12 protein-coding genes are annotated in these 13,781 nt (G+C 69.2%); 6 read left to right on the forward strand and 6 right to left on the reverse strand.

Annotated features, from left to right (window positions below; translation table 11 throughout):
* Positions 1–3 precede the first annotated feature (3 nt).
* Genes nuoL through nuoN form a run of 3 tightly spaced genes read left to right on the forward strand, consistent with a single transcriptional unit; the run spans position 4 to position 4,996 of the window.
* Positions 4–1,929 (forward strand): NADH-quinone oxidoreductase subunit L, encoded by a 1,926-nt coding sequence (gene nuoL, locus CRP55_RS43455; protein ID WP_097327871.1) that lies wholly within the window; start codon positions 4–6, stop codon positions 1,927–1,929.
* The gene (locus CRP55_RS43460) at positions 1,926–3,461 is read left to right on the forward strand and encodes an NADH-quinone oxidoreductase subunit M (protein ID WP_097327872.1); all 1,536 of its coding nucleotides are present in this window, start codon (positions 1,926–1,928) and stop codon (positions 3,459–3,461) included. The genes nuoL and CRP55_RS43460 overlap by 4 nt, the downstream gene beginning before the upstream one ends.
* Positions 3,462–3,463: 2 nt before the next feature.
* Positions 3,464–4,996 carry an NADH-quinone oxidoreductase subunit NuoN gene (gene nuoN, locus CRP55_RS43465; protein WP_097327873.1) on the forward strand — a complete coding sequence of 511 codons (1,533 nt, stop codon included), beginning with the start codon at positions 3,464–3,466 and terminating at the stop codon, positions 4,994–4,996.
* 24 nt (positions 4,997–5,020) lie between these two features.
* Here nuoN and CRP55_RS43470 read toward each other — a convergent pair whose 3' ends face one another.
* Positions 5,021–5,632: a hypothetical protein gene (locus tag CRP55_RS43470; RefSeq protein ID WP_097327874.1), complete on the reverse strand. Its 612-nt coding sequence runs from the start codon at positions 5,630–5,632 to the stop codon at positions 5,021–5,023.
* 38 nt (positions 5,633–5,670) lie between these two features.
* Between CRP55_RS43470 and CRP55_RS43475 the strand changes: the two genes are divergently transcribed.
* The gene (locus CRP55_RS43475; RefSeq protein ID WP_143235341.1) at positions 5,671–6,546 is read left to right on the forward strand and encodes an alpha/beta fold hydrolase; all 876 of its coding nucleotides are present in this window, start codon (positions 5,671–5,673) and stop codon (positions 6,544–6,546) included.
* Between the two features lie 360 nt (positions 6,547–6,906).
* Here CRP55_RS43475 and CRP55_RS43480 read toward each other — a convergent pair whose 3' ends face one another.
* Both CRP55_RS43480 and CRP55_RS43485 read right to left on the reverse strand, forming a co-directional pair.
* Positions 6,907–7,920: a polyprenyl synthetase family protein gene (locus CRP55_RS43480; RefSeq protein ID WP_097327876.1), complete on the reverse strand. Its 1,014-nt coding sequence runs from the start codon at positions 7,918–7,920 to the stop codon at positions 6,907–6,909.
* A 772-nt stretch (positions 7,921–8,692) separates the two neighbouring features.
* Positions 8,693–9,841 (reverse strand): MFS transporter, encoded by a 1,149-nt coding sequence (locus tag CRP55_RS43485; protein ID WP_097327877.1) that lies wholly within the window; start codon positions 9,839–9,841, stop codon positions 8,693–8,695.
* 152 nt (positions 9,842–9,993) lie between these two features.
* Here CRP55_RS43485 and CRP55_RS43490 point away from each other — a divergent pair, with 152 nt between their 5' ends.
* Together CRP55_RS43490 and CRP55_RS43495 are read left to right on the forward strand one after the other, a co-directional pair.
* A complete protein-coding gene (locus tag CRP55_RS43490; RefSeq protein WP_097327878.1) occupies positions 9,994–10,788 on the forward strand; it encodes an IclR family transcriptional regulator in 795 nt (264 codons plus the stop codon).
* 89 nt (positions 10,789–10,877) lie between these two features.
* The gene (locus CRP55_RS43495) at positions 10,878–11,597 is read left to right on the forward strand and encodes an anti-sigma factor family protein (RefSeq protein ID WP_097327879.1); all 720 of its coding nucleotides are present in this window, start codon (positions 10,878–10,880) and stop codon (positions 11,595–11,597) included.
* Between the two features lie 8 nt (positions 11,598–11,605).
* Here CRP55_RS43495 and rarD read toward each other — a convergent pair whose 3' ends face one another.
* The 3 genes from rarD to CRP55_RS43510 all read right to left on the reverse strand — a co-directional run bounded on the left by rarD (position 11,606) and on the right by CRP55_RS43510 (position 13,500).
* Positions 11,606–12,544 carry an EamA family transporter RarD gene (gene rarD, locus CRP55_RS43500; protein ID WP_097327880.1) on the reverse strand — a complete coding sequence of 313 codons (939 nt, stop codon included), beginning with the start codon at positions 12,542–12,544 and terminating at the stop codon, positions 11,606–11,608.
* Positions 12,545–12,597: 53 nt separating this feature from the next.
* Entirely contained in the window at positions 12,598–13,047 is a 450-nt protein-coding gene (locus CRP55_RS43505; RefSeq protein WP_097327881.1) for a GNAT family N-acetyltransferase, read from the reverse strand.
* A 72-nt stretch (positions 13,048–13,119) separates the two neighbouring features.
* Positions 13,120–13,500 carry a phage holin family protein gene (locus CRP55_RS43510; protein ID WP_097327882.1) on the reverse strand — a complete coding sequence of 127 codons (381 nt, stop codon included), beginning with the start codon at positions 13,498–13,500 and terminating at the stop codon, positions 13,120–13,122.
* Between the last annotated feature and the right edge of the window lie 281 nt (positions 13,501–13,781).

Here is a 13,781-nt window from a genome sequence, read left to right on the forward strand (position 1 = left end):
CACGTGGAACACGCAGTGGAGTACGCCCCCGCGTCGGGGGTGCTGAGCGGAATCTGGCTGCTCGTGGCCATTCCGCTCGCCAGCGCGGCGATCCTGCTGCTGCTGGGCAAGCGGGCCGACAAGTGGGGACACTGGCTCGGCGTCCTCGCCGTCGCCGCCTCGTTCGTGCTGGGCCTGATCTTCTTCATCAGCCTGGCCGATCTCGAAGAGGGCGGGCGCACGGCGCAGCAGAGCCTCTGGGACTTCATCGTGGTCGGCAACCTGCATGTCGACTTCGGACTTCTCTTCGACCCGCTCTCCGGTGTCTTCGTCCTACTGATCACCGGCGTCGGCTCGCTCATCCACATCTACGCCGTCGGCTACATGGAGCACGACCCCGGCCGCCGGCGGTTCTTCGGCTACTTCAACCTGTTCGTCGCGGCGATGCTCCTGCTCGTCCTCGGCAACAACTACGTGATGCTCTACTTCGGCTGGGAGGGCGTCGGCCTGGCGTCGTACCTGCTGATCTCCTTCTGGTACACCCGGCCGTCGGCGGCCACCGCCGGCAAGAAGGCGTTCCTGATGAACCGGGTCGGCGACGCCGGCCTGGCCATCGGCATCTTCATGCTCTTCGCCTACCTGGGCACCACGCAGTACGACGAGGTCTTCAACAGTGTGGGCGGGCTCAGCTCGACCGTGACACTGATCCTCGGCATCCTGCTGCTGCTCGGCGCGGCCGGCAAGTCCGGTCAGTTCCCGCTGCAGGCCTGGTTGCCGGACGCGATGGAGGGCCCGACCCCGGTCTCGGCCCTCATCCACGCGGCGACGATGGTCACCGCCGGCGTCTACCTCATCGCCCGGTCCAACCCGATCTTCTCGGCCAACCAGACGCTTCAGGTGATCGTGGTCAGCGTCGGCGCCCTGACGCTGCTCATGGGCTGCATCATCGGCGCCGCCAAGGACGACATCAAGCGGGTGCTGGCCTGGTCGACGGTGAGCCAGATCGGCTACATGTTCGTCGGCGTCGGTCTCGGCGGCGGGGCGTACGCCCTGGCCATCATCCACCTGCTGGCGCACGGCTTCTTCAAGGCCAACATGTTCCTCGGCGCCGGCTCGGTCATGCACGGCATGCACGACCAGGTCGACATCCGGCGCTTCGGCGGCCTGCGCAAATACATGAAGTGGACCTGGCTGACCTTCGCCACCGGCTGGCTGGCCATCATCGGCATCCCGCCGCTGTCCGGCTACTTCTCGAAGGAGCCGATCATCGCGGCCGCCTTCGAGCGCGGCGACTGGACGTCGTGGCTGTTCGGCCTGGCGGCGCTGCTCGGGGCCGGGCTGACCGCGTTCTACATGACGCGGCTGTTCGTGCTGACCTTCCACGGGCCCGAGCGGTACACCGAGGACAACAAGCATCCGCACGAGTCGCCGTACATCATGACCGTGCCTTTGATGATTCTGGCTCTCGGCTCGATCGTCGCCGGTGGCCTGATGGTCTGGACGGATGTGCCGCACTGGCTCGAGCCGGTGCTCGGCCCCGAGGTCGAGCACGAGGCGGTCCTGTCGCACAGCCTGATCACCGTGCTGAGCCTGGTCGTCACGGTGCTCGGCGCGGGCCTGGCCTGGGCGATGTTCCGCAACGGCACCGCGCTCGAACCGCAGCAGGCCGGTGTGGTCGTCACCGCGGCCCGCCGCAACCTCTACACCGACGCGTTCAACGAGGCGGTGTTCGAGCGGCCCGGCATCTACCTCACGCGGGCGCTGGTCTACCTCGACAACAAGGGCATCGACGGGCTGGTCAACGGAATCGCGGCCGGTGTCGGCGGCAGCTCCGGGCGCCTCCGGCGACTGCAGACCGGGTTCGTACGGTCATACGCCCTCTCCATGCTCACCGGTGCCGTCCTCGTCGTCGGCGCCTTCCTCGCGATCCAGCTTGGGTGGTTGGCGTGAACGACTTTCCGTTTCTGTCCATCCTGACGCTGTTGCCGCTGGTCGGCGCGGTGGTCGTCGCCTGCATCCCGCGGGCGAGGGCCGACCTGGCCAAGATGGTCGCGCTGGCGTGGTCGCTGGTGGTGCTCGTGCTGAGCGTCGTCATGTGGATCGCCTTCCAGACCGGGGGCGACCGCTTCCAGTTCCGGGAGTCGTACGCCTGGATCCCGTCCTGGGACGCGCGGTTCACCTTCGCCGCCGACGGCATCGCGCTGGTCATGCTGATGCTGATCGCGGTGCTCTTCCCGATCGTCATCCTGGCGTCGTGGCGTGACGTCGACCAGAGCAAGCGCTCCGTGCCGACGTACTTCGCCCTGCTGCTCGCCTTCGAGTTCACGATGATCGGCGTCTTCGCGGCGGCCGACATCTTCCTGTTCTACGTGTTCTTCGAGATCATGCTGATCCCGATGTACTTCATCATCGGCTCGTTCGGCGGCCCCCGCCGGCAGTACGCCGCGGTGAAGTTCTTCCTCTACAGCCTCGTCGGCGGCCTGTTCATGCTGGCCGCGGTCATCGGGCTGTGGGTCGTGGGCGGGCACACGTTCGACTTCAACAACCTGGCCGCGGCCGCCGGGTCGATCGACCAGGACACGGCCCGCTGGCTGTTCCTCGGCTTCTTCGTCGCCTTCGCGATCAAGGCGCCGTTCTTCCCGTTCCACACCTGGCTGCCGGACGCCGGTGGCGCCGCCCCGGCCGGTGCGGCCGCGCTGCTCGTCGGCGTGATGGACAAGGTCGGCACCTTCGGCATCCTGCGCTACTGCCTGCCGCTGTTCCCGGAGGCCTCCCGCTGGTTCGCGCCGGCGGCGCTGGTCCTCGCGGTCATCGGCATCATCTACGCCGCGCTGCTGGCGGTGGGCCAGAACGACCTGAAGCGCCTGGTGTCGTACACGTCGATCGCGCACTTCGGCTTCATCGGCATCGGCATCTTCGCCTTCACCACGCAGGGCGGCACCGGCTCGGTGCTCTACATGGTCAACCACGGCCTGGCCACCGGCCTGCTGTTCATCGTGGTCGGCATGTTCGTCGCCCGCCGCGGATCGAACCTGGTCAGCGACTTCGGCGGCGCCGGCAAGATGGTCCCGGTGCTGGCCGGCGTGCTGTTCTTCGCCGGCCTGGCCTCGCTGGCCCTGCCCGGCACGGCCCCGTTCATCAGCGAGTTCCTGGTGCTGATCGGGACCTTCACGGTGCACAAGACGTACGCCGTGATCGCGACCGCCGGAATCATCCTGGCCGCCGCGTACGTGCTGTGGATGATCCAGCGGACCACTCAGGGCACGCTCAACCCGACCCTCCCCACGGTGCCGGCCATGCGCCGCGACATCACGCTGCGGGAGAAGGTCGTGGTCGCCCCGCTCATCCTGCTGATCATCCTGCTCGGCTTCTATCCAAAGCCGCTCACGGACGTGATCAACCCGGCGGTGCAGGCGACCATGCAGGACGTCGGCGTGCAGGACCCGACACCGGTCGTCGCGAATGAAAGGGTGGCGCGCTAGCCATGGAAGATCTGAAACTTCCAGAGATCGACTACGGTGCGCTCCTGCCGATGTTGATCCTGTTCGGGGTGGCCTGCGTCGGCATCATCGTCGAGGTGACGACCCCGCGCCGGCTGCGCAACACCGTCCAGCTCAGCCTGGCCGCGCTCGGCGTCATCGCGGCCTTCGTCGCGGTGATCGCCCAGCACAGCACCCGCACGATCACCATCGGCGGCGCGGTCGCGGTCGACGGCCCGACCCTGTTCCTGCAGGGTGCGCTGCTCGTCCTCGGCCTGGTCTCGCTGATGTTGATCGGTGACCGCTCGCTGGAGCGCGGCGGCCCGTTCGTCTCCCAGGCGGCGATCACCGTCGGCTCGCAGAAGGACGTCAAGCAGGCCGGCGATCAGCCCGGCCTCACCGAGGTCTACCCGCTGACCGTTTTCGCGCTCGGCGGCATGCTGCTGTTCGTCGCGGCCAACGACCTGCTCACCATGTTCGTGGCGCTCGAGGTCTTCTCGCTGCCGCTCTACCTGCTGTGCGCGCTCGCCCGCCGGCGGCGCCTGCTCAGCCAGGAGGCCGCCCTCAAGTACTTCCTGCTCGGGTCGTACGCCTCGGCGTTCTTCCTGTTCGGCGTGGCCCTCATCTACGGCTTCGCCGGCGGGATCAGCCTCGGCCAGGTGCACGAGGCGGTGAGCAACCCCCAGCAGAGCCAGATCCTGCTGTACGGGGGTCTCGCGCTCCTCGCGATCGGCCTGCTCTTCAAGGCGGCGCTGGCGCCGTTCCACGTGTGGACGCCCGACGTCTACCAGGGCGCGCCCACCCCGATCACGGCGCTCATGGCGGCCTGCACCAAGGTCGCCGCGTTCGGCGCCCTGCTGCGGATCCTGTACGTGGCGTTCGACGGCGTCCGCTGGGACTTCCAGCCGGTGCTGGGCACGGTCGCGGTCCTGACCATGCTGGTCGGGGCGGTCCTGGCGGTCACACAGACCGACATGAAGCGGCTGCTCGCCTACTCGTCGATCGCCAACGCCGGATATCTGCTGGTGGGCGTGCTGGCCCTGAACGAGGAGGGGCTCAGCAGCACGATGTTCTATCTGGTGGCGTACGGCTTCACGGTCCTCGCCGCCTTCGGCATCGTCACCCTGGTCCGCGACGCCGACGGGGAGGCGACCCACCTGTCCCGCTGGGCGGGCCTGGGCCGCAAGAGCCCGCTGTTCGCGGCGGTCTTCACGTTCATCCTGCTGGCCTTCGCCGGCATCCCGCTGACCAGCGGCTTCACCAGCAAGTTCGCGGTGTTCGGGGCGGCCGTCGAGGGCGGGCAGACGTGGCTGGTCATCGTGGGTGTGCTCACCAGCATGCTGCTGGCCTTCCCGTACCTGCGGGTGGTCGTCCTGCTGTGGCTCTCCGAGCCCGGCGAGTCGACGCCGACCGTGTCCATCCCCGGCTTCCTGACGTCGGCGGCCCTGGCCATCGGCGTGATCGCGACGTTCGCCCTGGGCGTCGTGCCGGCCCCGCTGATCGACCTGACCCGGGACGCGTCACAGTTCGTCCGCTGACCGGCTCGGCGGCCCGGCGCCTCGCTAGTTCAGGAGGCGCTGGGCCCAGGTGGCCCGGCCGTGCTCGTTGACCTGCACCAGAGCGACCGTCAGGTCCTCGGCCCGGGCCGGGGCGGTGGCCCGCGGAATCCCGCTCCCGAGGTCGACATCGGCGGGCAGCAGCACCGCCGCGAAGGTCGCCTCGCCAGGGTCGAGCGAATAGATCGCGACGGCATCGGTTCCTACGTCGTGCAGGCCCGCCGCGCCGTCCAGCCACGGATAACGCTCGGCGGCGTCCCAGAGAGCGCCGTTCGAACCGAGGCCGATCTCGTCGGAGCTCGTGGCCTTCGGAATCAGGATCGCCGGCGGACGATGACTGCGGTTGTGCACCACCATCACGTAGAGGGCACCCCCGGCACGCGCTGGGCGCAACCAGGAGACCCGGCCGAGGAAGACCTGCTGCCCGTCGGCCAGCTCCGGGATGATGTTGGGGCTCAGCGCGGCCTCGGCGGTGGCCTCGTCGACCAGGCGCAGGTCGGCCCGGGCGGCCAGCTCCTCGGCCGAGTACGGCGCCCGGCCCGTCCACCAGCGGGCCCCCTCGACAGCGGCCACGACGACCAGCAGAATCCCGAGAACGACCGCGGACCACTTACGCACGCCGGGAAGTGAACCACAACTTGTCGAAGCTCCTGCCGGTGAACGGCGTATCGCTGTTCGTGCGACAGTTCGGTGACCCGAGCCGGCCGATGCTGGTCGTCATCCACGGCGGCCCCACGTGGGACCACAGCTATCTGGTCCCGGCGGTCGCCGAGCTGAGCGACGTGGCACACGTGGTCCTCTTCGACCTGCGCGGATGCGGACAGAGTAGCCGGACACCACCGGTGGGATCACTGCCCGTGTCGGCGCTCCAGCCAGATCATCTGGCCGACGACGTGGCGGCACTGGTGCGAAGTCTCGGAGCAGCGCAGGCGGACGTGCTCGGCTTCTCCTACGGGGGCATGATCGCGATGCGGGTGGTCGAGCAGCATCCGGAGTTGGTGCGCTCGGTGGTCCTGGCGTCGACGACGGCCTACCGCGATGTCGAGGACGAGCTGGCGCAGTCGGCGGACTACGAGGAACGTCACCGGCTGTGTCCTCCGGTGTCGTTCGGCGATCCCGCGCTCACCGGCCCGGAGGCGCCGGACGGAGCGTTGAGCCGGGCGATGGCGATGGCCGGCGCCCCGATGGCGATCTGGCGGCTGGACCGGCTGGCGGAGTGGCACGAGGTGCTCGACCGGGTCCGCTTCTCGAGCGACTGGAACGAGCCGTACGCGGCGGGAAAGCTGCGTCCCGCCGCGCCGGACGACGCCCCGCGCGTGCTCCGCGACTGGGACGGCCCGGCACTGCTGCTCCAGGGCGCACGCGACATGGGCTTCCCGATCGGCGTGGCCCGCCGCCTGCACGCCGAGCTGCCCAACAGCACACTGGCCGAGGTGCCCGAGGCCGCACACATGGCACATTTCGACAATCCGTCGGCGTGGCTGACGGCGATCCGAGCTTTCCTCATCCGCGACAGCCCCACCAGCGGCTAGCCGGCACCGATCCGTCTAGCTGCGGTCCGCTCGGTGGCGGGGTGGCTCAGCCGCGATTCGCTCGGCCGCGATTCGCTCGGCCGCGATTCGCTCGGCTGCGATTCGCTCGGCTGCGATTCGCTCGGCTGCGATTCGCTCGGCCGGGGTCAGATCGCCTGGCGCGGAAGCGTCGGTCAACTGCCTGGGCGTGCCGCGATGCTTGGCGCGACGGCGAACTCGGCCGGACCCCGTCGTTGTGACGCGACTGCTGGGGCGCCGGATTCGCGGGCGGCAACATGCCCGGGCGCGGCATGGGGGAGCGGCTCACCGCAGGGTGGAACGATCGCGGTGTCCTCTGCCGCTTGTGGTTCGAGCGTGGGTTCAGCTTGTGCGGTCGGCGATGAAGTCGCAGAGGGCTTCCATGGCCCGCTTGGCGTCGCCGGCCGGGAGGGGTGCCAGCTGGGCGCGGGCCTCCTCCGCGTAGGTGCGGACCGTTTCGCGGGCCTTCTTCATCGCGGCGGACTCGCGCAGCAGCGTCAGGGCCTCGGCGTGCAGCGCGTCGTCGGTGATCGGGCCGCTGGACAGGAGCTCGCGGAGGCGTACGGCCGAAGCGTCTGTGTCGTCGCCGGCCAAGGCGTAGAGCACGGGCAGGGTCGGCACGCCCTCACGCAGGTCGGTGCCGGGCGTTTTGCCCGACTGGACCGACTCGGAGGCGATGTCGAGCAGGTCGTCGGAGAGCTGGAACGCGATGCCGATCGTCTCGCCGTACCCGGCGAGGGCCTCGACCGAGGTGGCCGGCGCGCCCGAGAAGAGGCCGCCGAAACGGGCCGAGGTGGCGATCAGCGACGCCGTCTTCTCGGTGATGACGTGCAGATAGTGCTCGATGGGGTCGGTGCCGCGCGGGCCGACGGTCTCGGCGATCTGCCCGTGCACCAGCCGCGCGAACGTGCGCGCCTGCAGGTGGACGGCCTCCGGCCCGAGCGTGGCGGCCAGGTCGGCGGCCTGCGCGAACAGGTAGTCACCGACGAGAATGGCCACCGAGTTGCCCCAGCGCGAGTTGGCGCTGGGCGCCCCCCGCCGCACGGGAGCCTCATCCATGACGTCGTCGTGGTAGAGCGTCGCCAGGTGGGTCAGCTCGACCACGTTGGCCGCCGCGACGATCTCGCGTGCCTGCGGATCTCCGAACTGCGCCCCCAGCGCCACGAGCAGCGGCCGAAACCGCTTGCCGCCCGCATCGGCGAGGTGCCGCGCGGCCTCGGCCACCAGCGGATCGGCGCTGGCCACGTTGGCCCGAAGCTCCTCCTCCACAGCAGCCAGAGTCGCCGTCACCGACGCATCGACCCTCGGATCGACGTCGAGGCCGAGCGACGACAGCGCCATGTCGGAAGGCGTCATATCCCCGGTGCTCACCACGCTTTCACGATGCCACATGGTCCCCAGCCGCACGGCCCCAGGGGTAGCGCCAGCAAGATCAAAATCAAGATCTGGCACACGTACGCCCCCAACCCCGAACCCGCCCCCACACCCCCACCCCCGACAGCCAGGCCACCTCACCCCACTGCCACCCCATCCCGCCCCCACATCCCCTCCCAAACCCGGCCTACCCCACCCTCAGTCCCGCCGTCGATCCCGCTCGCCAGTCCCGCCGTCGATCCCGCTCGCCAATCCCGCCATCGATCCCGCTCGCCAGTCCCGCCATCGATCCCGCTCGCCAGTCCCGCCTGCCGATCTTGGCCGTTGAAGCTGACTGCCGCTCTCGCCCGTTGAAGCTGCCTTCCGATCTCGCTCACTGAGGCAGTCGCAGTAGCCCGCCGGAGCCGCCCGCCGAAGCCTTAGCAACAGCCCTCGCCGACGCCATTCGCCGAAGCTCTCCTTGAGGCCAGCCCTAGCTCTAGCCCTAGCTCTTTGCTGAAGCTGTTGGCTGGAGCGCTCGCGGGATCTCTCGCTTAGGCCGCTTGCCGGAACCGCTTGCCGGAGCTTCCATCGAGGCCCTCGCTGAAGCCTTCGCCGTTAACTCGGTACTGAAGTGATCAACCTCGGGCGCTCAATGCGCTAATTCCGGCGAATGGGGCCGTCCGCCGGGGTGAATTGGAGGAGTGACGTGGCTGGATGAGCCGTCACTCCTTGTGGTGGCGGCTTGGATCGGGCTGGGCGGATTGTGCGGTCTTCAGATGGTGTGGCGGCGTAAGAGATTGCTGCCGAGGAGCATCAACGCCGCCGCTGTCAGCATGGCTACGGCGGCTACCGACCACATGACGGGGTAACTCGTTGTGGAGGCCAGGGTGCCCAGACCCAGTGGGCCGATGCAGCCGCCGGCATAGACGCCGGTTTGGGTGATTGACGTGGCGGCGGCGGGGGCCTGTGGGTGGAGGCGGACGACGGCGAAGTTCATCAGGCCGGGCCAGCACCAACCCAGGCCGAAGCCGAGCACCACGCCGGCGATCAACGGCACTGTGCCGGGAACCGCGAGCAGGGCCAGGCCCGCGGCGCCGCAGACGAGGAGGCCGGCGATGACGCCGACCTGGTTGTCGGGGCGGCGGTCGGCGAGCCAGCCGCCGAGAATGCGGGCGGCGACGCAGACGGCGCTACCCAGTGTGAGGGCCAGGCCGGCCGGTCCGGGGGCGATGCCACGGGCGACGGCGGAGTCGACGAGGAACGTGCCCAGAGCGTTGGCCGCGCCGGCGGCGAGGGTGGCGCCGAGACCGACGACGATCAGGGCGCCGGTGGCCCTTTTGGCCGGTCTCGCTGTGGACGCGGAAGCGGGCGGCGAGTCGCTCGGCACCAGCAGCAGAGCGGCCAGTGCCAGGGCCGCGGCCAGCACGAATGCCCACCGCCAGCCGATCGTCAGGGCCACGATGGGCACGGACGCGCCGGAGAGCAGCGTGCTGATCGGGATAGCGGCCTGCTTCACGCCGAACGACAGGGCCTGGCGGCGGGCCGGCACGTGCCGGGACAGGCTCGTGTTGCTGGCCAGTTGGCCCATCGCGTTGGCGGCGGCGCCCAGGGCCAGGATGGCGATCAGGCTCCACAGTGCATTCGCGAAGACGGCTACGCCGAGCAACGAGGCGGAGGCGAGGGCGATTCCGGCGCGTGACACCGGGGCGGCGCCGTAGCGTTCGACGAGGGCGCCCGCCGGCACCGAGGCCAGGGCGCTGGCGCCGAAGTAGGCCGAGACGGCGAGGCCGAGTCCGGCCGGCGAGAAGCCGAGCTCGTCGCCGATCTGCACGGCCAGGCCGCCGACCAGGAAGACCGGAACGCTCACCGCGATCGTGGTGGTCAGCGCGCCGGCGACGGCCCGGGACGGCGAAACGATCATTAATCGGAGGCTATGACACCGCGTGCCGATCGAGCGCGCTGAGTGCTAATGACCACACGGCTCGTGTAAATCGATCGTGATCCACATGCTTTTGGCATTCCCCCGGGGGAAGATTATTCATATGGTGTAAGTCCCTGGCGTCGGAGGTAGCTGTGCGCGACCCCCTGGCGGAGCCGTCCGATCTGATCCGGAGCGTGTCACGCGCCCTGCGCGTTCTCGAGTCGGTAGGTCGAGCCCCGCGCGGACTCACCGTGAAGCAGATAGCGCGACGGTGCGAGTTGACCGTCGCGACGACGTATCACCTTGTGCGCACTCTGGCCTACGAGGGCTACGTGATCCGCCGTGAGGACGGCACGTACATCGTGGGACTGGAGATCGCCGACCGTTATCGGGAGCTCGTCTCCGCGTTCCGCGGCCCGCCCGCGGTCGGCGAGGCGTTGCGGCGTGCGGCTCTGGACAGTGGCTACAGCCACTATCTCGGCCGTTTCGTCGGCGGCCGCATAGCGGTGACCGCCTCGGCCGAGGGCGCCCGGTCGCCGTTCATCGACGACATGACGCCGGGCTTCGACGAGGGTGGCCACGCGACCGCGCTCGGCAAGGCCCTGCTGGCCACGCTCACGCCCGATCAGCGCGCCCGATATCTGCGCGATTACGGCATGCGCGCGTTCACCCCGGCCACGCTGACCACGCCCGAGGCGCTCGAGGCCGACCTGGCCGCGGGCGAGCGGCGTGGCATGCAGCTCGAAATGGGACAGTTCCGGCAAGGGCTGGCGTGCGCCGCGGTGCTGGTCATCGCCGACCGCGACATCGAGCGGCGGCTCGTGCTGTCCTGCGCGCTGCCGGCCGCCGAGATGCTCACTTCCGCCCGGGTTGTCCGGGCCAAGCTCACGGCTGCTGCCCGAAATGTCGCCGAAGCGCTCTCCGCGGGCGAGTCCGCCACCGCCTGACAAGGGAACCTAAGACTCCGTTGAACTCCACGTTCGTCCCTCTCGTAAGACAGGGTGCAAGCGGGAGATCAGCGGAGGGTGGTGACGGGGTGCGCTGTGAGCATGAGCACGATGACGGGGCGTATGTACTGGGTGCCTTGTCGCCGGCCGAGCGGGCCGCCTATGAGCAACATCTGGCGACTTGCTCGTTCTGCCGAGAGGCGGTGGCCGATCTGTCGGCCATGCCGGATCTGCTCGCTCGCCTCGACGCCAAGGAGTTCGCCAAGCTCCTCGATCCCACGCTCACCGGCGGCACGAGTCACCCCGGAGCGTCGCTTCGCGACTGGGCTACGTCCGAGTGGGCCACGTTGGCACCTTCCGCTAAGCGGCGCAAAAAGGACAAGGGCGTTCGTGTACGCCTTCTGAGTACTGCCGCCGCCGCGGTCTTCGTGGTGCTGGTCGGCGCGGGCCTGTTCCTGTGGACGCGTGACACGGCGGCCCCGGCCGCACCTCCGCCGGGCCCGGCGGTCGCCATGACGGCGGTCGACGGAGCCTCGCCGATCAAGGCGACACTGCGGCTGACCAGCACGCCCGGCGGCACCAAAGTGGACATGGTCTGCAACTACAGCGCGGCCGCGAGCCGCCCGTACACGTTTCGCCTGATCGCCTACGGCCCGGATGAGCAGAAGGAGCAGGTCGGCTCGTGGCAGGCCGAGCCGGGCTCGCAGTTCACCATGCCGGGAGCCACGCATTTCGGACCGGGCAGCCTCTCCCGGCTTGAACTGGTGCAGTACGACGGAAAGGCGCTCCTGGCGTACGACGTCCCCTGACCTTTGCGTCAGCGGGGTGGCAGGGTGGCGATCGGCTCGGCAGTGGCGGCTGCTGGGCCGATCGCCGTCCTCTCTCGCCTCGTCCTGGTCAGCGCGTCCACGGTGAAGATGATCAGCGCGACCCAGACCAGCGCGAACCCGGCGAGGCGGGCCGGCGGCATCGGCTCGTGATAGATGAGCAGGCCGCAGGCGAGCTGGAGGATCGGCGCCACGTACTGAAGGATCCCGATGCCGACCATCGGCACCCGGTTCGCCGCCCCGGCGAAAAGCAGCAGGGGTACGGCGGTGGCCAGTCCGGAAAGAACCATCAGCACGGTGTGCGTGGTGGACACGTGCCCGAATTGCGCGTCTCCACCGATGTTGAGCCAGGCCAGGAAGATGAGCGCCGGCACGGCGAGCACCGACGACTCGACGAACAGGCCCTCGGCCGGCGGCAGCGACATGCGCTTCTTGACCAGGCTGTACGTGCCGAAGCTGGCGGCCAGGAGCAGGGCGATGTACGGCGGGCGGCCGTAGTCGATGGTCAGCACGGCGACGGCCACGGCACCAACGCCGACGGCGATCCACTGCCAGGGGCGCAGCCGCTCACCCTGCACGGTGACGCCGAGCAGCACGACGACCAGCGGGGTGATGAAGTAGCCGAGGGCGGTCTCCACCACGCGATCGGTGTTCACGCCGTAGATGTAGGTCGCCCAGTTCACCCCGATCAGCACGGCGGCGATCGAGATGCCGCCGAGCAGCTTCGGCGTGCGCAGCAGCCGGCCGAGGAACCGCCAGTTCCGCAGGACGGCGAGCAGCAGGGTCACGAAGACGACCGACCACACGACGCGGTGAGCGAGGATCTCCAGCGCCGACGCCGGCTGGAGATGCTTGAAGTAGATCGGGAAGAAGCCCCACATCACGTACGCCGCGAGGCCGTAGAGATATCCGCGCCGCTCGTCGCTCATGACCCCACCGTAAGGTCTAGCCCCGGTGCCGGTCCTTGCATATGGCCGAGGTCTCAGGCGGTGGACGCCGCCCGTACGGCTTGAAGGTCGCAGGTCATCCAGCGACCGGGCTCGACTTCGACGAAACCCTGCGCCGCGTAGACCGGCTGGGCGTCGCGCGTGGTGAGCAGCAAACGCTTGAGCCCGAGCCCCGCGTAGTGGTCGCGCAGGCTTCCGACGAGCCAGCCGCCGAGGCCCTTGCCGCGATGCGCCGGGTCGACGTAGACGTCGCACAGATAGGCGAAGACGGACCCGTCGCTGATCACGCGGGCGACGGCCACTTGCACCTCGCCGAGATAGATCCCGAAGGCGTCGGATCCGTCGAGCGCCGTGCGCATCTGCTCGATCGGCCGGCCCATGGCCCAGTAGGCGTCGGTCGACAGCCACCGGTGCACTCGCGGGAGGTCGATCCGCTCCCGCTCGGAGCTCAACTCGTATCCGTCATCACGGCTCGCACGCAACACGACTGCGAGTCAAACGTGGATCTTGCCGGCCCGCCACCGGAATCCCGCTCCGGTGGCGGGCCGAGCGTGGGATCAGTCGTCGCCGTCGGGGACGAGCATGTTGAGCAGCCAGCTGACGACGCCGACCAGCAGGGCGCCCAGGACCGCGCTCGGCCAGAAGTTGTCGACGTGGAACGGCAGGTCGAACTGTCCCGCGATCCAGCTGGTCAGCAGGAACAGCAGTCCGTTGACGACCAGCGCGATCAGGCCGAGCGTGAGGACGTACAGCCCGCAGCCCACGATCTTGATGATCGGCCGCAGAACCGCGTTGATCACGCCGAAGATGACCGCCACGACCAACAGCGTCACGATCTTCTGGGACGTGGAGTCGGTCGTCAGCTCGATGCCGTCGATCAGCACGGTCGCCAGCCACAGCGAGAACGCGGTGATCAAAAGCCGGATGATGAGGCCCATGGCCCGGAATCGTGCCACGCCCTCGCCACCAGGCACGACACCACACACCGATCTTGTCGATGTCGTTCCCGAAGATCACCACATATCGACCGTTGCGACCCAACGACAGCGCCGTCGCGGCGTGCGGGCGGGAGGCGGCGGGGGCGCGGCGTGCGGGCGGGAGGCGGCGGGGGTGCGGCGTGCGGATGGGAGGCGGCGAGGGCGCGGTGGTTGGGGTTGAACGGCGCGGCGGTTGGGGGAGGCGGCGGGGGCACGACGGCTGGGGGTTGAAGGGGCACGAC

Source organism: Paractinoplanes atraurantiacus (assembly GCF_900215205.1).
Lineage (GTDB): Bacteria > Actinomycetota > Actinomycetes > Mycobacteriales > Micromonosporaceae > Actinoplanes > Actinoplanes atraurantiacus.

Bases quoted from the DNA above. Each gene is read 5' to 3' on its own strand.
- nuoN (WP_097327873.1), top strand. From the start codon at position 3,464: ATGGAAGATCTGAAACTTCCAGAGATCGACTACGGTGCGCTCCTGCCG.
- CRP55_RS43480 (WP_097327876.1), bottom strand. From the start codon at position 7,920: ATGACGCCTTCCGACATGGCGCTGTCGTCGCTCGGCCTCGACGTCGAT.
- CRP55_RS43485 (WP_097327877.1), bottom strand. From the start codon at position 9,841: ATGATCGTTTCGCCGTCCCGGGCCGTCGCCGGCGCGCTGACCACCACG.
- rarD (WP_097327880.1), bottom strand. From the start codon at position 12,544: ATGAGCGACGAGCGGCGCGGATATCTCTACGGCCTCGCGGCGTACGTG.
- CRP55_RS43510 (WP_097327882.1), bottom strand. From the start codon at position 13,500: ATGGGCCTCATCATCCGGCTTTTGATCACCGCGTTCTCGCTGTGGCTG.